This window comes from Clostridium sp. MF28, from assembly GCF_002969175.1.
Classification (GTDB): Bacteria; Bacillota; Clostridia; order Clostridiales; family Clostridiaceae; genus Clostridium; species Clostridium beijerinckii.
On sequence record NZ_CP014331.1, the window covers coordinates 3,318,365 to 3,342,052 of the forward strand.

Consider the following 23,688-nt stretch of genomic DNA (forward strand, 5'->3'; position numbering starts at 1 on the left):
TATTAAGGAGACCTATTTCATTAAATTAAATAAGGGCAATGTCCATAATCTCTTTTATAGATCCTACAGTTCTAATATGTATGTCATCAGTATTTAGAGGAATTTCATTTTTATTATCACTTGGAATTAAAACAGTTTTTATTCCCATTCTTCTAGCTCCATATATTTTTTCAAATATTCCTCCAACTGGTTTGACATTTCCTTTGAGTGATATCTCTCCTGTAATAGCCATATCTTGTCTTATAGGTTTGTTTAACAACGAACTTATTATGCAAATGGTGATAGCTGCACCTGCTGAAGGTCCATCTATTTTTCCTCCACCAACTATATTAACATGAATATCATAATCTTTAATGTCTTTATCGGTTAAGCTTCGGATTACTGAAGCAGCATTAAATACGGAATCCTTAGCCATACTTCCAGCTGTATCATTAAATCTTACTATACCTGAACCCTTTTTCTTTGCAGCAAAAACTGTAGCTTCAATTTCAATTGTAGATCCTAAAAAACCACTAACGCCTAATCCATACACATGCCCAACTTCGCTTTTGTCTACATTGCTTAGTCTTTCATATGGTGTATATCTTCCAACTGATATTACCTCATCTAAATCTGATAATTTTATTTCTAAGTTATCAACAAATTTTTTAGATCGGTGTAACGCATATCCATATGTGTCTGTCAGAATATTTACAGCTTTTCTACCCTCAAATGTATAATTACTTATTTTTTTAGCAACCCCATCTTCTAAGTTTACCTTTAATTTCTTAGCTGCATCTTCTACTATAAATACAACATCCTTTGAAGAAAGAGGTTCAAAATACACTTCTGTACATCTAGACCTTAAAGCCGGATTAATTTCACTTGGACTTTTAGTTGTAGCGCCAATTAAAACAAAGTCTGCTGGAGCTCCATTATCAAAAAGATATTTTATATATTTAGGTATTGTTTCATCATCCGGATCATAGTATGATGATGAAAATTCTACTCTTTTATCTTCTAAAACCTTCAACAGCTTGTTTTGAAGCATAGAGTCCAATTCTCCAATCTCATCTATAAATAGTATACCTCCATGTGCTTGTGTAACTAAACCTGGTTTAGGTTCTGGTATCCCAACCTCAGCCAGATCCCTTTTACTTCCTTGATATATTGGATCGTGTACCGATCCTAGCAATGGGTTTGTTATTTCTCTAGGATCCCATCTTAATGTAGTACCATCAACTTCAACGAATTTAGATTTGTCATCAAAAGGAGTAAATGAAAGTTTTTTAACCTCATCTAAAGCTAATCTCGCTGCTGTAGTTTTTCCAACTCCCGGAGGTCCATATAATATTATATGTTGTGGATATGGTGATGAAAGCTTTGATATTAATGATCTTATAGCTCTTTCTTGCCCAACTACTTGATTAAAATCCGTTGGTCTTAAAAAGCTCATAATATTTTTACTAGTAATTCTACTATCTAATTCTATTAAATTATTCAATTTGCTGATAGTCTTTTTATTTTCAGAACCCTTTTGCTTGTTTATAACTGAAAGTCTAACTTCATCTATATACTTTTCCTGCTTTTCCATAATAGATTGTTCAACTTGAGATTCGATTTTATTTTGAACATATCTTTTTGCTAGTTCATTTGAAATTAACCTAACTGTTCTATTTATGGCTTTTTGCAATTCTTCTTCCTTAGGTGTAACCTTTAAATCTTTTCCCTCTGCTAATATAGTATTTAGTGCGAAAACTTTATCGCAGAGATTTGATGATTGAATGAATTTATCTAGTTTAAACCTAACTGTTCTAGCCCTAAAAGCTCCTTTGTCGAGTACATTCTTAGTTATAGAAAATAAAGCCTCGATTTGTGATTCTAATGATAAGGTTCCTGAAATAATATCCTGCAATAAGCTTGCGTCATCATATGAATTCAAATTTAATCCTCCTTATTCTTGTGGAACAATAATCACCTTCATTTTAGTGCTAACTTCTGGATATAGTTTAATATCAATTTCATATCCGCCTGCTAATTTTATTGTATCCATAACAATTTTCTTTTTATCTATTTCAATCTTATACTGTTCTTTAATTAATTCTGCAACATCTTTACTAGTAATTGCACCAAATAACTTTCCACTTTCTCCTGTCTTAGCTTTAATTTTTATTTCTTTTCCTTTTAATTCTTCAGCTAATTTTTGTGCTGCCTCAAGTTCTGCTAACTTTTGTTTTCGCTCATTTTCTTTTTTATTATTCAAAATGTGCATATTTGCATCACTAGCTTCTTGTGCTAATTTCCTTGGAAATAAAAAGTTTCTTGCATACCCATCTGAAGCCTCAATGATATCACCCTTTTTACCTATCTTTTTAACATCTTGTAATAAAATAACTTTCATAACTTATTCACCTATCCTTAAGTATTTTTTCATTACTTCTTTTAATTCAACAATTACTTCCTCAATTGTCTTATTTGATATTTTTACTCCAGCAATATTCATATGTCCTCCTCCGCCAAGTGCTTCTAGCACTACTTGAACATTAATATCGCCAACTGACCTTCCACTTATATATATATCGTTATTTACTTCCCCCAAAACAAAGCTTACAGATATTCCGGATATATTTAGCAATTCATCTGCTGCCTTTGCTATAATTACTGTATCAATATTTTTAGGGGTTATAGCAATAGCTGTATTATCTCTTACTTCAGCAGATTTTATAGTCTCAGCAATAAGTAAATAATCTTCTAGGTCATCAGTAAACATCTTTTTAATTTCTATAGGATCTGCTCCCAAGGATTTTAAAAACGATGCAGCATCAAAAGTTCTGACACCAGTTTTAAAAGAAAACCCTTTTGTATCCATAAAAATACCTGCAAGCAAACCTTCTGCTTCTGTTCTTGTTAATTTAGGCTTATCAACCATATACTGAATAATTTCTGTTACCATCTCTGATGTAGATGAGGCATATACTTCTATATAATTAAGTATATCATGCTCTATCATATCAGGACTTCTTCTATGGTGATCTATTATTACTTTTCTTTGAACTTTATCTACTAGCGATAAATCAGCAACATAACTCTTATTATGAACATCCACAATAATTACTAGTGTTTGGGCATCTAAATCACTTTTTGCCTCTTCTACTGATATAAATAAATCATCATATTTAGATTCCTTGTTTAATTTATTTAAGAAATATCCAATTGCAGTAATGTCATTATTTAATATAATTTTACACCCGATCCCCAATTGCTTAACCACGCTAGCCAATCCGACTGCAGATCCAAAGCAATCCATATCAGGATTCTTGTGTCCTATTATATAAACCTTACTACTCTCTCTAATTAGTTCACTCAAAGCTCTAGCTATAACTCTTGCTTTTACTTTAGTTCTTTTTTCTATTTCCTTTGAATTTCCACCAAAAAACTTTATGTCATCATTAGTTTTAACAACAACTTGATCTCCACCTCTGCCTAACGCTAACTCTTTAGCTATATTAGCATTGTTATGATTTTCAAGTGGAGACATTCCACCTCTGCCAATACCAATAGATAAAGTAATTTCAATTGAATTCCCTTTATCTATTTTTGATATTACTTCCATTATATTGAACTTGTGTTTTATTTCATCTTCAATATACTTATCTTGAATTGATAATACATATTTATTGGTATCATATCTTTTAATCATTGCTTTTAAGTTATTGGCATATGTGTTTATTGTTCTCTCTATTTCAGCTACTAAAAGCGGTCTGTTGTTATCATCGGTTTTATCTATTACTTCTGTAAAATTATCTACTTCTATTAACATTACACTCTCTTGAGTGGTTTCATAATCTATTAGCTTCGTAATGTCATTAAAAGATAATAAGTATAGATTTTTTTTATTTTTAGTTTCAATTAAAGTAGCGTATACATCATATAATTTATTTTGTATGCTCAATCTTTGATGCAAATTATTTTCATTCTTTAAAAAATCATCTAGATTTATGCCTCTGGCTATACTTAAAATATTCTTTTCAGTATTTTCTTCATCTGATTTTAAAGTGTTAAATAAATTATTATACCAAACTATTTCTCCATCTTCTTTTATCAATACTAATGGATATATTGACTTTAATGCATTCTCTGATATACCTTTATTTATACTTTTTATAAATTGGTTAAAATCACTTTCCTTTTCCAAGTAATAATTTAATTGGTGGAAATTATCTATAAAATAGATTACTAGGATAATTATACCTATGCCTGTATAATTATATGCAAATAATAGTATTAAAATTGTAATTAGTAATCCAGGCTTAAGCAAACGTTTAAGCATAGTTATCCAATTCATAAAAAGCCTCCTAAGAATATTTAATCTCTTCTGTTACTAATATAATGCTTCAACTTACTTAAGCTTTTACCTTCTTTTTCAACTTGATCCTCTGCTCTTACCCCTAAATCTAATTTTGATTTTATATTATGGTCTATATCTACCAATGAATATCCTAACTTATCACCTAGAATATATAGTATAATTATAGCTCCTGAAATACAATCTAAAATAGAATCACGGGCTACATTGTTACCTTTTGTCAATAGTCTGAAAAACTCTCCTATTATACAAAGAAGTTGTGCTTTTAAATCTTCTATAATTTTAATGTTAGTCATAATATTAAAATTATCTTTTCTCATAGTCTATCACCTCTCTCAAAACCCTTGTATTATTATTTTAAATTTTTTTTGTGAGTATTGCAAGAATTTATAGATAATTTGCTATATTTTTCCACAAAGGTTAAGAGATTGATTTAATAATAATATTTTTTTATATTAAAAACCCCCTGATTTCTCAGGGGGAATATTACTACTACCATTATTCTGTTGTAAATGGTAATAATGCTATGTTTCTTGCTCTCTTAATTGAAGATGTTAATTCTCTTTGGTGCTTAGCACAAGTTCCAGAAATTCTTCTTGGAAGAATCTTTCCTCTTTCTGTAACATATTTTCTAAGCTTATTTATATCTTTATAGTCGATAAATTCAGCTTTATCTACACAAAAAGCACAAACTTTTTTTCTAGATCTTCTCATTTTACCGCCAGGTCTTCTACCGTTGTTACCTTCTTCTCTGCTCATTATATTCCCTCCTTACTTAAAATTTTAGAAAGGCATATCTCCGTCATCTACCGGAGTTATATCCTCTTCAAATCCACCACTGAATGCATCATTCGCTGGTGCTGAATATTCATTGCTATTACCAAAACTATTTCCTGATGAATTACTTCCTTTACTTCCTAGGAATTCAACTCCACCAAATTGATCTGCTACAACTTCGGTAACATATCTCTTAGTTCCGTCTTTCGCATCATAACTTCTGGTTTGGATTCTACCACTAATAGCCACTTGGCTACCTTTACTCATGTAATTAGCAGTACTTTCAGCTTGTTTGCCCCATACTACTACAGGAACAAAATCTGCTTCTCTTTGGCCAGTTTTTGTATTATATTTATCAACTGCTAATGTTAAGGTTGTTACTGCTGCTCCACTTCCTGGAGTAAATCTTAGTTCTGGATCTTTTGTTAATCTTCCGATTAGAACTACTTTATTCATTTACAACGCCACCTTATACTTGTTCATTAACAATGATATGTCTTATAACACCATCAGTGATTCTGAATATTCTATCTAACTCTCTTGGTAATTCAGGGTTAGCAGTAAAGTTAACTAAAGTATAAAAACCTTCACTAACTTTTGAGATTTCATAAGCAAGCTTTCTCTTACCCCAGAAATCAACATTTTCTACTGTTCCTCCACCATTTTCTATAACACCCTTAAACTTTTCGATGTTAGCTTTTACAGTTTCTTCATCGAATGATGGGTTTAATATAAATATAGTTTCGTACTTTCTCATTAATTTCACCTCCTCCCCTCGGACTAACGGCTATGCTTTGCATAGCAGGGATTACAATTAATGATTATACCATTAATAAAAGAATGAATCAAGTTTTTTTGCTAACTTTCTGCAGCAATTACTATTTTTTTTGCTTCCTTTTTAAATTTCACTCTGGGAATCATTACAATTCTACCACAGCCAGTACATTTTATTTTTATATCTGCACCTACCCTTATTATTTCAAATTGATTTGAACCGCATGGATGTTGCTTCTTCATTTCAACCACATCTCCGAGATTAAAGTTTTCTACCATTACTCCCCATCCTTCTCTATATTTTCATTATCTAGTTGTTTCTCATCCAATGATACATTTATTCTATTTTTATCCAAAGCTAACTTTATTGACATTCTAAGCTCTCTTTCCATTTTCCACTGCATTAATGGCTTTGCATTCCCTACTACTCTTATTGTAACCTTCGATACTTCAAGAGCTATGACTCCAGTTATTTCTATGGATTCACCTATATATTCTTCGTTTTTGCTCTTAAACTCGTCACAAGCAGCTCTTATAACGTTAATAACTTTTTTAATATCTTCCTGTGGAGATATATCTATGTCTACCGTGAACCTAATATCATTCCTCGAATGATTTGTAACTCCACCTATTGACCCGTTTGGAATTGAATGTATATCCCCTGTAAAATCTTTAATCACGGTGGCTCTAATTCCTATACTTTTGACAATTCCGTTAAAACTTCCTATTGTTACATGATCTCCTACTCCAAATTGATTTTCAAATAAAATAAAAAATCCATTAATTAGATCTTTTATTAGACTTTGCGCACCAAGGCCAACTGCAATTCCACCTATACTCGCAAACGTAAATGACATACCACCAAATACAATTGATATTATTATTGTTATCCCCATAAAATATACTGAATATTTTAAAACACTTTTCAATACTTCCCCCAGAGTTTTTGCCCTTTGAGAATCCAAAGAAATCACTGCATTACTTTCAATTTGTTTATCAACGAACTTTTTTATTAAATGCTTACCTATTTTTATAGAAAAATACATTATAATTATTACTACTGCTATTTTAAGTGCTTTATTTATTATTAGCTCGATTGATTTAACACTTATGATATCTACCAGCGTACTATTAATATTAGATTTCAATTCCTTTAAAAATTGGAAATCTTCCTCTAACTCTATTAAGTAATTACCATACAAACATAATCCCCCTTCCTATTTATTAATTAGTATATATCCTTCATCATTTCTATAGTATACATTTTTATATTCCATTAAATCATCATTTATTATGTTATCTATATCTGCCTTTTTATCTATTCTCACACATATCCCACAACTCATAGTTATAGATGTAGGAGTTGGCATTATTCTAAACTCTAGATCTAATTCTTTTAATTTTTTTTCTGCTGACATTGCATCATATGTATTTTTGAATACTATTATATAATAATCCATATTTACACCACCTATATAATATTTATTATAACTTATATTAATATTATATATATTTTTTTAAATTTATAAAGGTTAAGAACACATTCATATAAAAACTTCATAAATTTAGTGAAAAATATATCTTTTTATTTTATAATTATATAGAAATGCAATTAGAAGGAGAATATAATGTTTTCAGTAATTAACATATTAAAAGCTATATTAATTGGTTTTTTTACAGGTTTTGTTGCCTCTATACCTTTGGGGCCCTCAGGCCTTGAATCTGTTAGTCGTTCAATATCAAAAGGTTTTAAAGAGGGATTTAAAGTATCACTTGGTGCTGTATCCGCAGATATAACATATATAGTAATTATAAACCTAGGTCTTTTTACAATACTTACCAGAAATCCTAAGTTTCACAGTCTATTTTGGATAGTATCTGGTATTGTTTTAATTATATCTAATAAAATATCATTTACAGCTAAAAAGCCAAGCCTTAACTTAGAAAAATCAATTTATAGACGTTCATCAAATGGTTTTTTAACTGGTTTTTTGATAACGTTTCTCAATCCAACAACTCCATCATTATGGATTGCATTAAGTGGAACCATATTCAATGTTTGGAGACATCATGGAAGGATATATTTTATATTCTCAATCTCATCAATGATAATTGGAAGTATAACTTGGTTTTGCTTTCTTAATATTTTAGTAAGTAAAGGTTTTAAGAAATTCAAACCTGATTTGGCCAATAATACAACTAAGATATTGGACTACTTCCTATTTGCTTTGGGTATAATATTTATTATTTGGGGCTCTTACAAATTATTTTTTTAGAGGTGAATACTTGATATGGAAGTTTACTTAGATAATTCATCAACAACTTTTCCTAAACCAAAGCAAGTTATTAATGCCATGTGTGACTATATGCTAAATGTAGGTGGCAATGCAGGCCGTGGAAATTACAGTAATTCTCTTCAAAGTAATAGATACCTTTATGATGCAAGAGAATTAATTTGCAATTTTTTTGGTTATGATTCCCCTAGTAATGTTATTTTTACAAACAACGTTACTACATCTTTAAACATATTAATCAAAGGTATTTTAAGGCATGGTGATCATGTAATAACATCTTCAATGGAACATAATTCTGTTATTAGACCATTATTCTTTTGTAAGGAGAATCTTCAAATTGAATTAGATATAGTAGCTGCAAATTCTGAAGGTTTTATCAATGCCCATGATTTAAAGAAGAAAATTACTAATAAAACAAGGCTAGTTGTAATGACTCAAGCATCTAATGTCACAGGCTCAGTACAAGACCTATATAACATCGGTAAAATATGTGATGAAAACAATATTTTTTTCATTGTTGATTCTTCTCAGGGTGCCGGTGTTCTAGATATCAATATGAAAAACATAAAAGCTAATGCGATAGCTTTTACAGGACATAAAAGTTTATTGGGTCCGCAAGGAATTGGTGGATTTATATTGGACTCTAAATTTAACGACTCTTGTTCAAGTCTAATACATGGCGGTACTGGAAGTCTTTCTTATTCTTTATCACAACCAGACTTTCTACCTGATAAGTTTGAATGTGGAACTCATAATCTTCCAGGGATAGTTGGATTATCAGAATCTATTAAATACATAAACTCAGTAGGTTTAAATTCAATTTATGAACATAATAACTATTTAATAAAACATATGCTAGAAGGTTTGCTAAACATCAAAGGAATAACTGTTTATGGTGATTTATCTGGCAAAAGGCTAAGTTCATGTATTTCTATAAATCTTAATTCCCTCGATCCTTCTGAATTGGGATATTATTTAGAATGTGAAGGAATAAAGACTAGATCTGGTTTGCATTGTTCTCCATTAGCACACAAGACCATAGGTAGTTATCCATCCGGAACTGTCAGACTAAGCATTAGTTATTTTACAACTAAGGAAGAAGTTAATTATGCGCTTACGGTTCTAAATAAAATTCCAAAAAATCTATAACAACAAATATTTCAAGTGCTCTTAGCACCGGCCTTAATACATACCTTTTATATTATTTTCTTGTTAGATGTGATTATTAATTTAATTTGTATTCTATTTATTATTTTTAGACAATGAATAAAACCTCTTTTTATTGGAAATAAATCTAATAAAAGGAGGTTTTCTTATGTGTCAAAGTTTTTCTGTAAACTCATCTTCACTGGCTTCTTGTACTAAAATCAAAGATTATTTATTGGCTGAATTACAACCAATACTTTATGAAGATAGACCAATTATATTTATTTGTATTGGAAGTGATAGATCTACTGGAGATTCATTAGGCCCATTAGTAGGACATAAATTAAAACATTTTTCTAAGAATAATATACATATATTTGGAACACTCGAAAATCCAATACATGCAAAAAATATAGTAAGTAAATTAAATGAGATAAATTTTAATTTTATAAATCCATATATTATAGCAATCGATTCTTGTTTAGGATCTATAAATAATATAGGTAAAGTTTTCATACAGAAAAAGCCTCTACTTCCTGGTTTGGCTTTAAATAAGAACCTTCCTGCTGTTGGTGATATGAGCATAACTGGTATTGTAAATGTATCCGGAGGATTTGATTTTTTAGTTTTACAAAATACTAGATTATATACTGTTATGAATCTCGCAGATTCAATTTCTAGAGGTATCTATTATTTTATTTTAAAGAGCTTAGATAGGCCTAGAACTACTAGCACTTCTGAAATATTCAATTTTAGTAACTTTTAATTCTTAATTGTTTTAACAAAACAATTCTCATTTCTATGATTATTAATTTATTTTAAACTTATATAGTTGTCATCAGTGTAATACTATTTTGTATTATTTTTTAATAAAGATTGTTTCACGTGAAACAATCTTTATTTTCTTTGCTAATTTTCTTTTAATAATAAAAACTTTCTAGCCATGCGTGGTATATTATAATTTAATAGTTTTCTGGTTTTTAACATAGCTATAATCACTTACTTATAACTATACTAGTGTAAAAATGCTTGAATAATTCTACAACTAAATAAAGTAAAAAAACATCTATGACAAATCCTTGTTATAATTGAGTTACCACACAATAATGCCAACAAGGAGCCATACATAAATGCTTCAAAACACAATTGTATCGGATGAACTATCAATATACAATTTTTTAAAAGAACTAAATTTTAATTTTTACTTAAATACGCGTCAATTAATGAATTTAGAAAATATAATGAATGCTATGATATCAGAAGGTTATAATGTTAAAATTTCCGACATAGTAGAGCTTGCTCCTTCGAAACATAGAACTAGTATTACTAGATTTCTTTCAAATAATAGTTTCTTTACTACCGTGTAACGGATTAGTTCTGCCATACTCAATTGATATCTATAATAAAGATTATATGATAAAAATAGAATTAACTCAAAAATTAATTACAACACTTCTCAAGCTTGAAAATAAAGCCTATATATTAGCTGTTCGTTAGGCGATCGAACCATTTTTAGAGATTGCAAAACTTACTTAGGGCTAGATGGAAATCAAGCAAAAAGTAAAAAAAGTATTAATAGATATCTAATCATAATGTTAGTAAATTATACTTATTGCGAAATATACTGTATTGATTTTCTTCACATTAATGCTGAATATAAGTTGCTAATAAGAATTTAGAAAAGTCTAAAATAATATATTTACAAAGCTACTTCAAGCGGGTAGGTCTATAGAAAAATTTTTCTAGTCATTAGAAATAGCTTGTAATATGTTTTTTTATTCAACTGTAAATTTCTTTAAACAAAACTGCACCATTGTAGATAATATCTATTTTTCAATAAGGAAATCAATCTTAATTATCTATGTAAATGCGTTGATATATTCCTTCAAGGTTCATTTATTCATACGCTATATCTTCTCTATATTTTATTTTTATATACTCTTTTATTATCTTTATGCTCATTCCTATTATATCTACATAATATCCTTACAGAAAATTGTCCATTTCTATACTTGCATTTTTGTGTGTCTATAAAAAATCATCAATGAATTCTACCTTTCAGATACCCCATAGATTTCACTACACTTAATTTAGGTGGTGTACTTACAAACATATTATATAATCTAGAAATGCTTTCACTTTTATAATTTCAAGTGTTTTTTTCGCATAATAATTCAGGTGTTTTCATATATAATTCTTTATCTTCTTGTATATGATTTTTCTTCTAAATCTTGGCATGAAAACCATATGATATTTACCATTCCGTTCACTATACTCTAAATTATCAATGTCCACAAAAGATACACCGCCTTGTAGTTCATAGTTCAAGTCGGCAAACATGCTATAATTTTGCAGCAGAGATTTATTTCTTTACTTACAGTCAAAAGCTTTCCGTAACCACAAGTCCAACTTGTGACATTCTTAAATACAAAAATAGAGCACCAAAATCTATTGGTGCCCACTTAACTAAAATCAATTCTACTAATTTTAATTTTCTTTATTAGCTGCTTCATTTAAAACATATAACTCTTCCTCGGAAAGGTCATATCTTGATATTCCCTTATCAATTGGTTTTGCATAAGTTGTACTTTCTTGCCTTCCATATATACCAGTTAAAATAACTCCATCATTTCTATCATCTAGCATAGCTATCGAAAAGCTCAAGTCACTACCAACATTCTCGAATGCCTTATATCTCATAATTGCTACTTTTTGAACACAATCCTTCATCTTAACTTCTAATCTCTTACATTCTTCTAGAGCCTTATCAGATCTTTCTTTAGCATCTTCAATACTATCTAATCTTTCCAGTAACATTTCTTCTAAATTATTATTAGTAGTACCTTTCATTAATTTTCTGTATCTGCTTTCTACTTTTCCAACTGCTTTAAATAAGGCCACTACCATTATAAATAATAATATAATTATTATTGACATTCCAATTAATAAATATGGCATTATATCATTCATTGCACTAATTAGCATATCCAATCTTGTGTCATTCCTTTCATAATTGTTTCACGTGAAACATTACATATTAATAATGTCGAGTATTCTTTGAAGATCTTCCTCTGAATAATATTCAATTTCTATTTTACCCTTGTTTTTCTTGTTTAAAATATTTACCTTTGTTCCAAAATAGTTCTGAAGCTGATTCTTAATTTCTTTATAATAAGGATTTACTTCTCCTATGTTTTCATTATTTTTTTCCTTTTCAATATCCTCACTAATTCTTTTTATTAATCTTTCTAATTCTCTAACAGATAATTTTTCATCAATTACCTGCTGAGCTATTTCATACTGTTTCTGCTTATCATTTATTGAAAGAAGTACTCTTCCATGTCCTTCCGTTATGATACTCTCAATTATATATTGTTGAACACGTTCATCCAGATTCATCAATCTCATTGTATTAGCAATAGCAACCCTTGATTTTCCTATTTTTTTACTTAATTCTTCTTGTGTGATTTTAAAATCATTTAACAATTTTCTATATGCTAAAGCCTCTTCTATTGGATTTAAGTCTTGGCGTTGAATATTCTCTATCAATGATATTTCTAATATATCTCTATCACTTAATTCCATTATTATTGCTGGGACCTCTTTTAATCCAACCATTTTAGCCGCTCTCCATCTGCGCTCTCCAGCAACTATAATGTATCTATCATCTTTTAGCTCTCTTAAAATTAAAGGTTGAATAACACCATGGGTTTTGATTGACTCTGCTAATTCAGCTATCTTTTCGGAGTCAAACAATTTTCTTGGTTGATCTTCATCACTTTTAATTTTATTTATAGGAATGAGCAAACTATTATTTTCTTGTGCAGTATTATCTGATTCCTCCGGTATAAGTGCTCCTAATCCTTTTCCTAAGGCGAATTTCTTTGCCATTCTATCACCTACTGTCTCTCTAAAAACTCTTTAGTTAATTTTACATACGCCTCAGCGCCCTTACATTTTTCGTCATACAACATTATCGGAAGTCCAAAGCTTGGCGCCTCTGCAAGCCTTACATTTCTAGATATTGTAGCTTCATATACCTTATTCTTAAAATATTTTTTCACTTCTTTCAAAACTTCATTACTAAGATTTGTCCTATAATCAAACATTGTCATTACAACGCCTTCGATTTCTAGCTTTTTATTAAGAGATTTTTTTACTAATTGTATTGTGTTTATTAATTGACTAACCCCCTCCAATGCATAGAATTCGCATTGTATTGGTATTAGCACTGAATCTGCACATGTTAATGCATTTATTGTTAATACCCCTAAAGATGGTGGACAATCTATAAACACATAGTCATATTCTGATTCAATCTCTTTTAATTTATTCTTCATTATATTTTCCCTATCACTTCTATTTATAAGTTCCACCTCTGCGCCAGCTAGTTCCATCGTTGACGGTGATATGTACAAGTTCTGGACTAAGTCACTCCTTACTATAGATTCCTTCATAGTTGCATCAGAAATTAACACATCGTAAATGGATAAGTCTAAATTACTTTTATCCAATCCTAATCCACTCGTAGTATTTCCTTGAGGATCTATGTCTATAGTTAATACTCTATAACCTTCCATTGCTAAATATGCACATAAGTTTATATTAGTAGTTGTTTTCCCAACCCCACCTTTTTGATTAAAAATGCAAATTACTTTCATAAGCACAGCCCTAAAAGAGCGTCCCCCCTTTCCATATTAATATTATATATACTTTTTTATTATAATAAAAGAATTATGTTCTAAAAAACAATAACTCTTAATAAAATATATTCTATCATAAAATATTTTTCATTAATTCTTAATTTTCTGTGTATAAATATAAGATTAATATATACTTGCAATAATAAATTTACATTTAGAATTCTATTCATGTAAGCCCTAAGTTAAGACCAAAATGTAGAAATTTAATTACAACATGTATATATAATTAAAGTTAAGGTAATACTTGGTAAAACCTTAACTTCCAATTATTCCTCTTATTTTTTTGTTTTTGGTATCTTTACTACTACTTCTATAAATTCATCATCATCTTTATATGAATATTCAGCTGGAATATCAAATTTCTGCAAAACTTGTTTTATTGTATTAACATAAAGTTTAGCCGGCAATACACCTCTTATATTTCTTTTATTCTTATTTTTTAATTCTTCTCCAGCTAATTTAAGCAATTCTTTGTTAATTAATTCTTCTGTTTTCTTAACATTTAATCCGTCTTTTATTACTTTTTGAACAATTCTTAATTGCATTTCTTCAGTCGGAATTGTTAACAATGCTCTTGCATGTCTTTCAGTTAATTTATTCTTTAAGCATAATTCCCTGACTTCACTACTTAACTTTAGCAATCTTAATTTATTAGCGATTGTTGATTGCTTCTTTCCCATCTTTTTTGCTAATTCATCTTGTGTAAAATTATGATCACTTATTAAATTATAATAAGCTTCTGCTTCTTCTATGTAATTTAAATCTTCTCTTTGAAGATTTTCAAGTAGAGCTATCTGAGCAGATTCAGAGTCAGTTATATCTATAATATTGCAAGGAACCGTCTCTAACTCAGCTAACTTAGCTGCTCTAAGTCTTCTCTCTCCTGCTACCAATTCAAAGACCTCTCCGCGCCTTCTTACAGTAATTGGTTGAATTATTCCATGTTCTCTAATTGATTGTGATAACTCTTCTATAGCTTCTTCATTAAAATATTTACGTGGTTGATAAATATTTGGAATGACTTTATTTATGCTAATACTTACTATTTCATTATTCATGTTCCCAACCCATCCCTTATTAAAATACTACATACATATTTTACCTTATTATCCTTATTTGTCTATATAGCTCCTACCTTAATATTTTATCATATACCTGCTTACATAATCAAATTTCAATTATTTATGTAATATCTCTATTTAATTGGATTTTTACTTATTAATCCTGCCCTTCTTGGATATCCCTTAGGAGATCTATCTATCTTTTTCACGACAACTAAGTTATGTTTTAATTCTGTATCTTCAATGTTAATTTCACAAACTTCTAATATTTTTCCACCTAAAATCTTTATTGCATTTGTGCTCTCTGTAATTTCTTGATCAACTGATGGACCTTTTAGCGCAATAAAACTTCCTCCAACTTTTACATATGGTAAGCATAATTCAGATAATACACTCATATTTGCAACAGCCCTAGATGTTGCAATATCAAAATTCTCTCTTAGCTTAATATCTTTTGCTCCATCTTCAGCCCTAGAATGTATAGTTGTTACATTAGATGCTCCAATTCTATTAATAACTGTGTTTAAAAAACTCACTCTTTTGTTCAATGAATCTAATAGTGTAACATTCAAATCAGCTCTCATTATTGCAATAGGCAACCCTGGAAAACCAGCTCCTGTACCAACATCTATTAAACTGCTAGCAATTTTGAATTCGTCTCTTTTAAATGCTTTTATTGAATCAATAAAATGCTTTTTGATTATTTCTTCATCATCAATTATAGCTGTTAAATTAATCTTTTCATTCCATTCTTGAAGAAGTTTCATATAATCAATAAATTTTTCATACTGCTCTTTCGATAGTTGTAAACCAACATCTTCTGCTGATTTAGACATTAAATCATAAAACTTCATAATTCCTCCAATAATAATTAAAATTATTTATTATAATAATGTTCAAGATAAATAAGTAATACTGAAATATCCGCTGGAGACACTCCTGAAATACGTGTTGCCTGACCTATGCTTATTGGCCTAATATCACTTAACTTTTGTATTGCTTCAGTTCTTAACCCCTTAATATCACTATAATTAATATCCTTTGGTAATAATTTCTTCTCAAATTTCTTAAATTGAGCAACTTGTTCAAGCTGACTTTGTATATATCCTTCATATTTTGTTAATATATTAATTTGCTCTCCAACGTCATGAGGTAATTCTGGTCTCTCCGAATCTATTTGTTTTAAATCAAAGTAATCTAATTCAGGTCTTTGTAGCAGTTCATAAAAAGTAATTGGCTTTCTTAATTCAGCTGAATTTAATGATATTAAAAATTCATTTATTTCTTTTTTATTAGTTACCTTTAAATTCTTTAATCGTTCTAGTTCATTTTCAATATTTTGTTTCCTCTTTATAAATTTATCATATCTTTCCTCTGTAACTAATCCAACTCTATATCCTAAATTAGTTAACCTAAAGTCTGCATTATCCTGCCTTAATAATAATCTATATTCTGCTCTTGAAGTCATCATCCTATAAGGTTCATTAGTCCCTTTTGTAACTAGATCATCTATTAGAACTCCTATATAAGCATCAGATCTAGTTAGTATTAGTGGTTCTTTTTCTTTAATTTTTAATGCTGCATTTATACCTGCAATTAACCCCTGTGCTCCAGCCTCTTCATATCCTGAACTTCCATTAAGCTGACCTGCACCATATAATCCTTCAATATCTTTAAATTCTAATGTTGGTTTTAATTGAGTAGGATCAATTGAATCATACTCAATTGCATATGCAGTTCTCATCATTTCAACATTTTCAAGTCCTGGTAAGGTTTTAAGCATTTTAATTTGTACTTCTTCTGGTAATGATGATGAAAATCCACCTACATACATTTCTAGTGTGTCAAGCCCCTCAGGTTCAATAAATATTTGATGTTGTGGTTTATCTGGAAATCTCATTATTTTATCTTCTATTGATGGACAATATCTAGGACCAACGCCTTTTATACTCCCATTATAAATTGGAGATCTTCCTATATTATCTCTAATTATTTTACGTGTTTCATCATTTGTATAGGTTAAATAACAAGATACTTGTTCCCTTTCAATATTTTCACTCATAAATGAAAAAGGTATTATATTATCATCACCATTTTGTTCTATCATCTTAGAAAAATCCACAGATCTTCTATTTATCCTAGCTGGGGTTCCAGTTTTGAATCTCCTCAAAGAAACTCCTAAATCTAATAATGATTGTGATAGGTCATTAGCTGGAAATAAACCATTAGGACCGCCACTATATGATACTTCACCAATTATAATTTTTCCTTTTAAATATGTACCAGTTGCAAGAATTACCGCCTTACATTTAAAAATAGCTCCATTTTTAGTAACTACGCCTGTCACCTTTCCATTCTCAACATTAAGTTCAGTTACCTCAATTTGCCTTATTTTAAGATTTTCCTGTTCCTCTAAAATTCTCTTCATTCTAAATTGATAACTTTTTTTATCTGCTTGAGCTCTCAATGAGTGAACAGCTGGTCCTTTTGAAGTATTCAACATTCTTGACTGAATAAATGTATTATCAATATTGATCCCCATTTCTCCACCAAGTGCATCAATTTCCCTAACTAAATGACCTTTTGCAGTACCACCGATATTAGGATTACAAGGCATCAATGCTATTGAATCTAAATTTATTGTACATACTAATGTATTAAGGCCTAATCTTGCTGATGCCAATGCAGCTTCACATCCCGCATGACCTGCACCAACAACAACTATATCGAATTGACCACCATCATAATTTACTGCCATTACTTTTACCTACTTTCCTACACAAAATTCACTAAAAATTTTGTTTAATAAATCTTCTTCTAATTCATCTCCAGTTATTTCTCCTAAAGCTTTCATAGCCGCTGTTATATAAATTGATATTAAATCAAGATATTCATTAGCATTAATTTTATCTAAAGCCATTTTACAATTTTCTAATGATTTATATAACGCTTGCTTATGTCGTGCATTAGAAATTATTAAGCTTTCAGAGCTTATCTCTCCATTAAAGAATAACTTTTTAACTTCATCTTTTAAAATATCTATTCCTTGGCCAGTTTTAGCTGATATATTTATTATATTACTTAGATTCTTAAGTATTTCTTCTTGAATTTTTATATCTTTCAAATCCATCTTATTTAATAATACTATATATTTTCTATTCTTTATTTTATTAATTATTCTACTGTCTTCTTCATCTATATATCTAGATGCATCAAGCATGAGTATTATTAGATCTGCTTCTTCAATTTTCTCTTTTGATTTTTCCACACCTATTTTTTCTACTACATCTTCTGTATCTCTTATTCCTGCTGTATCGGTTATTTTAACCGGTATTCCATCAAGATTTATATATTCCTCAATTATATCTCTAGTTGTCCCTGGGACATCTGTTACTATAGCTCTATTTTCTCTTAATAATGCATTAAGTAATGAAGATTTTCCTACATTTGGTTTTCCTACAATAACTATATTGAGTCCATCTCTCACAATTTTACCCGCATCCGCATTAGACAATAAGGTTTCAATTTTTGAATTTGTATTCTCGATCCCATCTTTAATCTGTAAAATTAAATTGTCATCAACGATATCCTCATCATCTTCTGTAAAATCAACTGCATATTCAATTAGCGCTAAAACGTTTAGCAAATACCCTCTTAATTCATTTATTTCTTTAGATAAAGCCCCTTTGCTTTGAATCATAGCTGCTTTCATCGATAACTCTGTTTTAGCAGTTATTATATCCATAACTGCTTCGGCCTGACTCAAATCTATTCTTCCATTTAAAAATGCTCTTTTAGTAAATTCTCCAGGTTCTGCAAGTCTTGCACCAGCTTTAATAACCTGATCTAATACACTATTAGTAGATATAACTCCTCCATGACAATTTATTTCTACCACGTTTTCACCCGTATAGCTTCTTGGAGCTTTCATATAACTTAAAATAACTTCATCAATTATCTCTTTTTTGTTCTCTAAATCCACAATATTACCATACTTCATAGTGTATGTTTTCATGCTTTCAATATCGTATTTATTCCTAGGGGTAAATATCTTACTAGCAATCTTTAAAACATTCTCCCCTGAAATTCTTATTATTGAAACTCCGCCTTCTCCGATTGGTGTAGCGATCGCACAAATAGTATCAAATTCTTTCATTTAATTTCCTCCTCTTTTTAAAGAAGAATATTTTCTAAACTAAAACTCCTTTTTAACTATTATCAATTTTACATAACAAAATTTAAATAGTCAAAGTTATATTAGCTAAAACTTCTCTTTTTAGTCATAAATTTTATTTATAAACTTAAAAAGAAAGCCATTATGGCTTTCTTTTTTAAGTTTAATCTTTCTTTAATTCAACGACTACCCTTCTAAACGGCTCCTCGCCCTCACTATATGTATTAACAAAGGCATCTTCCTGAAGTGCAGAATGAATGATTCTTCTCTCGTATGGATTCATTGGCTCTAGTTTAAATGATTTTTTTGTTTTCTTAACTCTATTAGCTGTTTTAATTGCAACACCTTTAAGAGTTTCCTCTCTTTTGCTTCTATAATCTTCGGTATCTAGTATAACCTTTTTATGAGGAAGTTCATGTAACTTATTAACTACAAGTGAAACTAAATATTGAATAGAATCTAATGTCTCTCCTCTATAACCAATTATCACTCCCATTTTTTCTCCGGATAAATTAATTATAATGCTATCATTCTCTTCTTTAATATCAATAGTTGCCTCAACTTCCATTCCCTTGAGTATATGAACTATAAAGTTTCGTGCTTCTTCAATATAATTATATTTTCTAGAAACTCTAATTCTTGCTGGTTTAACTCCTATAACATTAAATAAACCCTTTGAGCCATGATCCAAAATTTCAATATCAACCATATCCTTATTTGCATCAAGTTCACTTAAAGCTTTATTTAAGGCTTCTTCAACAGTCTTTCCTTCCACTTCTACTGATTTCATCTGTTAATTCACCACCTCTAATATCAAAGCAAAATCACTTTTTGATTATTTCTTTTTTCTCTTTTTACTAGCTGAATTTTTAGATTCTTCCACTGCCACAACAAATTTATCTGATTCTGCTACAGCATCTTTTTGAGTCTTATCATCCATCTCTCTCATTGCTGGCCTATAGTTTAAAAAATATGTTTGTATTGTTTGAATTAAATTACCAATTATCCAGTAAAGTACAAGTATTGATTTAAAATTCAATGACATAACACCCATCATTCCAGCCATAACTAAATTCATACTTCCCATATTCATTCCACCTGGTTGTGATGGTGTTGATTTAGACATTAAATAAGATGGTATATATGTTGACAATGCAGCTAATACTGGTAATATATAATATTTATCTGGTGCAAATAAATCGTGAATCCACAGGAATGAAGCACCTTCTATTCCTTGTATCCCCATAAATACCCAATAAAGAGCCATTAGTATAGGTAGAGGTAATAATGATGGAAGGCATCCACCAGCTACACTAACATTATTCTCCTTATATAGCCTCATAGTTTCAGTATTCAATTTTTGAGGATCGTCTTTGTACTTAGCCTGAAGCTTTTTCACTTCTGGTTGAATTTTCTGCATTCCTTGTGATGACTTTGCTGCCTTAATGTTAAATGGTAATATTAAAATTCTTATAATCAATGTAAAAATAAATATTGCCAAAACATAAGATAGCCCAACATCTGATATTCCCATACTAACTATAAAGTCATGCAGGGAATCAAATATCCCTTTCATAAAGTTAACTATTGCTTGAAACATTAAAATATATACCTCCTAATATCTCACCTAACCGGATCATATCCACCCTTACAAAAAGGATTACATCTTAATATTCTGTAAACTGCTAATGCACTACCTTTAAAAGCTCCATATTTATTTATGGCATCTATTGCATATTGTGAACAAGTAGGCACAAATCTACAGCATGAAGATCTTCCAGGTGAAATATATTTTCTATAAAATTTAATTAGGCGTATTAGTAATTTCTTCATTATTATATAAGCCTGCCTTTTTAATTAAACTTCTCATAGCTCTTTCTACTTCAAAGTAGCTTTTACTTTGAAGAGGATTTCTTGCTATAAAAACAAAATCATATCCCTTTACTATATAATTATAATTTAATCTAAAGCTTTCAGTTATTAATCTTTTACATCTACTTCTAACAACACTATTCCCAACTTTTTTACTTACAGAAATACCTACCTTGCTATAGGCTAAAAAATCTCTATCCTTATTCCTTCTATTTTTTAATATGTACATAACTAGAAGCTCATTTGCAAATGATTTACCTCTTTTATATACAATTGTAAATTCAAAATTTTTCTTTAATCTATAAATCATAGATATTTTTATACTCCTTTTTTCCCTGCATTTGCAGAAAAAAGGCCACTAATGGGCCCTTAAGCTGTTAATTTTTTTCTTCCTTTTTGTCTTCTGCTCTTAAGAATGTTTCTTCCTGATTGAGTGCTCATTCTTTTTCTAAAACCATGTTCTTTTTTTCTTTGTCTCTTTTTAGGTTGGTAAGTCATAAACATTACATATGCACCCCCTTAAATTTATTATTTATAGTAAAAACTATACTTCGCTATTTAAATTTTACTTTATCATTATATAGATATACTATTTTTCTGTCAAGGTGGTAATAATTGTTGATAAATATATTTATATATATTTTTTTGTGGATAACTTATTGAATATGAGTATTTACTTATGTTATCATAAATATTATGTTGTGAATAACTTATTAATATAAAAACTTATCCACATGTGTGGATAAAATTGTGCATAACTTGTTTATTTTTATTGTTAGTACATGCTTTATAGTTGATTTTATTTAGATCTTAGCATGTTTATAACACTTAATAACAGATTGTTATTAAATTTATAGAAATTTAATCTATACACATAGTTATTAACATGTTGATATATTTATATACATACTTGGCTATAATATATGAATGTTAATATCATTGTTGATAAACTGTACATAACTATTATAAAAATTTTTTTATTACAATTATTGGAGGAATAAGAATGGATGCCGATCTTAAAAATTTATGGGATAAAACCTTAGATATTATAAAAAGTGAGCTAAGTGAAGTTAGTTTTAATACTTGGATTAAAAGCTGCGAACCTCTGTCTATTTCTTCTAATACTCTAAAGATAAGCGTTCCAAATTCCTTTACTCAAGATATTTTAGATAAAAGATATAAAGATTTAGTTGCAAACTCCATAAAAGCAGTATGTTCAAAATTATATACAATTGAATTTATTATAATGTCTGAAATCTATGAAAAAGAAGAAATTAAGAGTTCGTCAAATCAGAAACCAAAAGCTATTGTAGTTAATGATGAAATGTCGTCTACATTAAATCCAAAATATACTTTTAATTCTTTTGTAATAGGTAATAGTAATAGATTTGCTCATGCTGCATCTTTGGCAGTTGCAGAATCACCAGCAAAAGCATATAACCCGTTATTCATATATGGTGGAGTCGGACTTGGAAAGACTCACTTAATGCATGCCATAGGTCATTACATCTTAGATGGTAATCCTAATGCTAAAGTTGTATATGTCTCATCTGAAAAATTTACCAATGAATTAATAAACGCTATAAAAGATGATAAGAATGAAGAATTCAGAAATAAATACAGGAATGTTGATATCTTACTTATAGATGATATTCAATTTATAGCCGGAAAAGAGCGTACTCAAGAAGAATTCTTTCATACATTTAATGCGTTACATGATGCGAATAAACAAATTATATTATCTTCAGATAGACCGCCAAAAGAAATTCCAACATTAGAAGATAGGCTTCGATCTAGATTTGAATGGGGCTTAATAGCAGATATTCAAGTCCCTGATTTCGAAACTAGAATGGCAATACTAAAAAAGAAAGCTGATGTTGAAAATTTAAATGTAGCAAATGAAGTTATGGATACATTGCTACTAAAATTAAATCTAATATAAGGGAACTTGAAGGCGCACTAATAAGAATAATTGCTTACTCCTCATTAACTAACAGAGAAGTTACTGTAGATTTAGCTACAGAAGCATTAAAAGATATAATATCTAAAAAGCAAGGAAAGCATGTGACTATTGACTTAATACAAGATGTAGTTTCTAGTTACTTTAATTTGCGTGTTGAAGATTTAAAATCTCAAAGGCGAACTAGAAATGTTGCTTACCCAAGGCAAATAGCAATGTATTTAAGTAGAAAACTAACAGATATGTCTTTACCTAAAATTGGAGAAGAATTTGGAGGGAGAGATCATACCACGGTAATACATGCTTATGAGAAAATATCTGAGAATCTCAAAACTGATGATTCATTACAGAATACTGTTAACGACATTACAAAAAAATTGACTCAGAATTAATCCACAGAGCTGTATAATAAGTACATAATAACTTGTGGATAATATTTTTTTAGTTATATTACGCTTATACTTGTGGATAACCAGTCTGTTTTGTTACTGATTTATCCACAATATTTTTGAACTAAATTTTGTTGATATTACAGCGATTATACTAGTTATCAACAAATTAACAGCCCCTACTACTATTATT

Annotated in this window: 26 protein-coding genes and 1 pseudogene; 5 read left to right on the plus strand and 22 right to left on the minus strand. The window is 29.4% G+C overall.

Translation table 11 applies throughout. The annotated features are described in order from the left end of the window. Positions 1-25: 25 nt before the first annotated feature. The 10 genes from lonC to AXY43_RS14290 all read right to left on the minus strand — a co-directional run bounded on the left by lonC (position 26) and on the right by AXY43_RS14290 (position 7,356). Positions 26-1,921, minus strand: a complete 1,896-nt coding sequence (gene lonC / locus AXY43_RS14245) for a Lon family ATP-dependent protease (protein ID WP_023976353.1) — start codon at positions 1,919-1,921, stop codon at positions 26-28. A gap of 12 nt (positions 1,922-1,933) precedes the next feature. Beyond that, on the minus strand, positions 1,934-2,380 hold the full coding sequence (rplI, locus tag AXY43_RS14250) for a 50S ribosomal protein L9 (RefSeq protein WP_017213161.1): 447 nt from the start codon (positions 2,378-2,380) through the stop codon (positions 1,934-1,936). A 3-nt stretch (positions 2,381-2,383) separates the two neighbouring features. Then, entirely contained in the window at positions 2,384-4,324 is a 1,941-nt protein-coding gene (locus tag AXY43_RS14255; RefSeq protein WP_023976352.1) for a DHH family phosphoesterase, read from the minus strand. Positions 4,325-4,344: 20 nt separating this feature from the next. Continuing rightward, entirely contained in the window at positions 4,345-4,665 is a 321-nt protein-coding gene (locus AXY43_RS14260) for a MazG-like family protein (RefSeq protein WP_012061232.1), read from the minus strand. Positions 4,666-4,843: 178 nt separating this feature from the next. After that, positions 4,844-5,104, minus strand: a complete 261-nt coding sequence (rpsR, locus tag AXY43_RS14265; protein WP_012061233.1) for a 30S ribosomal protein S18 — start codon at positions 5,102-5,104, stop codon at positions 4,844-4,846. 24 nt (positions 5,105-5,128) lie between these two features. Continuing rightward, positions 5,129-5,578, minus strand: coding sequence for a single-stranded DNA-binding protein (locus tag AXY43_RS14270; RefSeq protein ID WP_012061234.1), 450 nt, complete (start codon positions 5,576-5,578; stop codon positions 5,129-5,131). Between the two features lie 13 nt (positions 5,579-5,591). Beyond that, on the minus strand, positions 5,592-5,879 hold the full coding sequence (gene rpsF, locus AXY43_RS14275) for a 30S ribosomal protein S6 (protein WP_012061235.1): 288 nt from the start codon (positions 5,877-5,879) through the stop codon (positions 5,592-5,594). A gap of 101 nt (positions 5,880-5,980) precedes the next feature. After that, positions 5,981-6,175, minus strand: a complete 195-nt coding sequence (locus AXY43_RS14280) for a DUF951 domain-containing protein (protein ID WP_012061236.1) — start codon at positions 6,173-6,175, stop codon at positions 5,981-5,983. Continuing rightward, complete coding sequence (locus tag AXY43_RS14285; RefSeq protein ID WP_023976351.1) at positions 6,175-7,098, minus strand: mechanosensitive ion channel family protein; 924 nt, start codon at positions 7,096-7,098, stop codon at positions 6,175-6,177. The genes AXY43_RS14280 and AXY43_RS14285 overlap by 1 nt, the downstream gene beginning before the upstream one ends. Positions 7,099-7,113: 15 nt before the next feature. Further along, positions 7,114-7,356 carry a DUF3343 domain-containing protein gene (locus AXY43_RS14290; protein WP_023976350.1) on the minus strand — a complete coding sequence of 81 codons (243 nt, stop codon included), beginning with the start codon at positions 7,354-7,356 and terminating at the stop codon, positions 7,114-7,116. Between the two features lie 168 nt (positions 7,357-7,524). Here AXY43_RS14290 and AXY43_RS14295 point away from each other — a divergent pair, with 168 nt between their 5' ends. From AXY43_RS14295 to AXY43_RS14310, 4 genes are all read left to right on the plus strand, one after another. Beyond that, a complete protein-coding gene (locus AXY43_RS14295) occupies positions 7,525-8,172 on the plus strand; it encodes a LysE family translocator (RefSeq protein WP_105411732.1) in 648 nt (215 codons plus the stop codon). A gap of 15 nt (positions 8,173-8,187) precedes the next feature. Further along, positions 8,188-9,339 (plus strand): aminotransferase class V-fold PLP-dependent enzyme, encoded by a 1,152-nt coding sequence (locus tag AXY43_RS14300; protein WP_023976349.1) that lies wholly within the window; start codon positions 8,188-8,190, stop codon positions 9,337-9,339. A 166-nt stretch (positions 9,340-9,505) separates the two neighbouring features. Next, positions 9,506-10,102, plus strand: coding sequence for a spore protease YyaC (gene yyaC, locus AXY43_RS14305; protein ID WP_023976348.1), 597 nt, complete (start codon positions 9,506-9,508; stop codon positions 10,100-10,102). A gap of 364 nt (positions 10,103-10,466) precedes the next feature. After that, complete coding sequence (locus AXY43_RS14310; RefSeq protein ID WP_023976347.1) at positions 10,467-10,703, plus strand: hypothetical protein; 237 nt, start codon at positions 10,467-10,469, stop codon at positions 10,701-10,703. 1,120 nt (positions 10,704-11,823) lie between these two features. On the opposite strand, the gene AXY43_RS14320 is transcribed toward AXY43_RS14310, so the two are convergent. The 12 genes from AXY43_RS14320 to rpmH form a co-directional block, all read right to left on the minus strand. Next, complete coding sequence (locus AXY43_RS14320) at positions 11,824-12,306, minus strand: DUF4446 family protein (RefSeq protein ID WP_236892086.1); 483 nt, start codon at positions 12,304-12,306, stop codon at positions 11,824-11,826. A gap of 60 nt (positions 12,307-12,366) precedes the next feature. Beyond that, the gene (locus AXY43_RS14325) at positions 12,367-13,227 is read right to left on the minus strand and encodes a ParB/RepB/Spo0J family partition protein (RefSeq protein WP_105411733.1); all 861 of its coding nucleotides are present in this window, start codon (positions 13,225-13,227) and stop codon (positions 12,367-12,369) included. A gap of 8 nt (positions 13,228-13,235) precedes the next feature. Then, entirely contained in the window at positions 13,236-13,997 is a 762-nt protein-coding gene (locus AXY43_RS14330) for a ParA family protein (RefSeq protein WP_012061244.1), read from the minus strand. Between the two features lie 317 nt (positions 13,998-14,314). Then, positions 14,315-15,097 (minus strand): nucleoid occlusion protein, encoded by a 783-nt coding sequence (noc, locus tag AXY43_RS14335; protein WP_023976344.1) that lies wholly within the window; start codon positions 15,095-15,097, stop codon positions 14,315-14,317. A gap of 137 nt (positions 15,098-15,234) precedes the next feature. After that, positions 15,235-15,954 (minus strand): 16S rRNA (guanine(527)-N(7))-methyltransferase RsmG, encoded by a 720-nt coding sequence (gene rsmG / locus AXY43_RS14340; protein WP_023976343.1) that lies wholly within the window; start codon positions 15,952-15,954, stop codon positions 15,235-15,237. Between the two features lie 23 nt (positions 15,955-15,977). After that, a complete protein-coding gene (mnmG, locus tag AXY43_RS14345) occupies positions 15,978-17,858 on the minus strand; it encodes a tRNA uridine-5-carboxymethylaminomethyl(34) synthesis enzyme MnmG (RefSeq protein ID WP_012061247.1) in 1,881 nt (626 codons plus the stop codon). A gap of 9 nt (positions 17,859-17,867) precedes the next feature. Further along, the gene (gene mnmE, locus AXY43_RS14350; protein WP_012061248.1) at positions 17,868-19,256 is read right to left on the minus strand and encodes a tRNA uridine-5-carboxymethylaminomethyl(34) synthesis GTPase MnmE; all 1,389 of its coding nucleotides are present in this window, start codon (positions 19,254-19,256) and stop codon (positions 17,868-17,870) included. A 181-nt stretch (positions 19,257-19,437) separates the two neighbouring features. Continuing rightward, positions 19,438-20,064, minus strand: a complete 627-nt coding sequence (gene jag, locus AXY43_RS14355) for an RNA-binding cell elongation regulator Jag/EloR (RefSeq protein ID WP_012061249.1) — start codon at positions 20,062-20,064, stop codon at positions 19,438-19,440. Positions 20,065-20,109: 45 nt separating this feature from the next. Further along, positions 20,110-20,874 carry a membrane protein insertase YidC gene (locus AXY43_RS14360; protein WP_023976341.1) on the minus strand — a complete coding sequence of 255 codons (765 nt, stop codon included), beginning with the start codon at positions 20,872-20,874 and terminating at the stop codon, positions 20,110-20,112. A gap of 23 nt (positions 20,875-20,897) precedes the next feature. After that, the gene (yidD, locus tag AXY43_RS14365; protein WP_012061251.1) at positions 20,898-21,107 is read right to left on the minus strand and encodes a membrane protein insertion efficiency factor YidD; all 210 of its coding nucleotides are present in this window, start codon (positions 21,105-21,107) and stop codon (positions 20,898-20,900) included. Next, positions 21,079-21,456: a ribonuclease P protein component gene (rnpA, locus tag AXY43_RS14370; protein ID WP_012061252.1), complete on the minus strand. Its 378-nt coding sequence runs from the start codon at positions 21,454-21,456 to the stop codon at positions 21,079-21,081. The genes yidD and rnpA overlap by 29 nt, the downstream gene beginning before the upstream one ends. Positions 21,457-21,515: 59 nt before the next feature. Next, positions 21,516-21,650, minus strand: coding sequence for a 50S ribosomal protein L34 (gene rpmH / locus AXY43_RS14375; RefSeq protein WP_008419045.1), 135 nt, complete (start codon positions 21,648-21,650; stop codon positions 21,516-21,518). A 499-nt stretch (positions 21,651-22,149) separates the two neighbouring features. Here rpmH and dnaA point away from each other — a divergent pair. Further along, positions 22,150-23,498: pseudogene (dnaA, locus tag AXY43_RS14380) on the plus strand (chromosomal replication initiator protein DnaA). Positions 23,499-23,688 lie beyond the last annotated feature (190 nt).

Excerpts from the sequence above, each read along its gene's own strand:
- rpsF (WP_012061235.1), bottom strand. The coding sequence starts at position 5,879 with ATGAGAAAGTACGAAACTATATTTATATTAAACCCATCATTCGATGAA.
- AXY43_RS14360 (WP_023976341.1), bottom strand. The coding sequence starts at position 20,874 with ATGTTTCAAGCAATAGTTAACTTTATGAAAGGGATATTTGATTCCCTG.
- yyaC (WP_023976348.1), top strand. The coding sequence starts at position 9,506 with ATGTGTCAAAGTTTTTCTGTAAACTCATCTTCACTGGCTTCTTGTACT.
- AXY43_RS14330 (WP_012061244.1), bottom strand. The coding sequence starts at position 13,997 with ATGAAAGTAATTTGCATTTTTAATCAAAAAGGTGGGGTTGGGAAAACA.
- AXY43_RS14310 (WP_023976347.1), top strand. The coding sequence starts at position 10,467 with ATGCTTCAAAACACAATTGTATCGGATGAACTATCAATATACAATTTT.
- AXY43_RS14300 (WP_023976349.1), top strand. The coding sequence starts at position 8,188 with ATGGAAGTTTACTTAGATAATTCATCAACAACTTTTCCTAAACCAAAG.
- AXY43_RS14255 (WP_023976352.1), bottom strand. The coding sequence starts at position 4,324 with ATGAATTGGATAACTATGCTTAAACGTTTGCTTAAGCCTGGATTACTA.
- rnpA (WP_012061252.1), bottom strand. The coding sequence starts at position 21,456 with ATGATTTATAGATTAAAGAAAAATTTTGAATTTACAATTGTATATAAA.
- AXY43_RS14295 (WP_105411732.1), top strand. The coding sequence starts at position 7,525 with ATGTTTTCAGTAATTAACATATTAAAAGCTATATTAATTGGTTTTTTT.
- rsmG (WP_023976343.1), bottom strand. The coding sequence starts at position 15,954 with ATGAAGTTTTATGATTTAATGTCTAAATCAGCAGAAGATGTTGGTTTA.
- AXY43_RS14280 (WP_012061236.1), bottom strand. The coding sequence starts at position 6,175 with ATGGTAGAAAACTTTAATCTCGGAGATGTGGTTGAAATGAAGAAGCAA.
- yidD (WP_012061251.1), bottom strand. The coding sequence starts at position 21,107 with ATGAAGAAATTACTAATACGCCTAATTAAATTTTATAGAAAATATATT.
- mnmG (WP_012061247.1), bottom strand. The coding sequence starts at position 17,858 with ATGGCAGTAAATTATGATGGTGGTCAATTCGATATAGTTGTTGTTGGT.
- jag (WP_012061249.1), bottom strand. The coding sequence starts at position 20,064 with ATGAAATCAGTAGAAGTGGAAGGAAAGACTGTTGAAGAAGCCTTAAAT.
- mnmE (WP_012061248.1), bottom strand. The coding sequence starts at position 19,256 with ATGAAAGAATTTGATACTATTTGTGCGATCGCTACACCAATCGGAGAA.
- rpmH (WP_008419045.1), bottom strand. The coding sequence starts at position 21,650 with ATGTTTATGACTTACCAACCTAAAAAGAGACAAAGAAAAAAAGAACAT.
- rpsR (WP_012061233.1), bottom strand. The coding sequence starts at position 5,104 with ATGAGCAGAGAAGAAGGTAACAACGGTAGAAGACCTGGCGGTAAAATG.
- AXY43_RS14290 (WP_023976350.1), bottom strand. The coding sequence starts at position 7,356 with ATGGATTATTATATAATAGTATTCAAAAATACATATGATGCAATGTCA.
- rplI (WP_017213161.1), bottom strand. The coding sequence starts at position 2,380 with ATGAAAGTTATTTTATTACAAGATGTTAAAAAGATAGGTAAAAAGGGT.
- AXY43_RS14325 (WP_105411733.1), bottom strand. The coding sequence starts at position 13,227 with ATGGCAAAGAAATTCGCCTTAGGAAAAGGATTAGGAGCACTTATACCG.
- noc (WP_023976344.1), bottom strand. The coding sequence starts at position 15,097 with ATGAATAATGAAATAGTAAGTATTAGCATAAATAAAGTCATTCCAAAT.
- AXY43_RS14320 (WP_236892086.1), bottom strand. The coding sequence starts at position 12,306 with ATGAATGATATAATGCCATATTTATTAATTGGAATGTCAATAATAATT.
- AXY43_RS14270 (WP_012061234.1), bottom strand. The coding sequence starts at position 5,578 with ATGAATAAAGTAGTTCTAATCGGAAGATTAACAAAAGATCCAGAACTA.
- AXY43_RS14260 (WP_012061232.1), bottom strand. The coding sequence starts at position 4,665 with ATGAGAAAAGATAATTTTAATATTATGACTAACATTAAAATTATAGAA.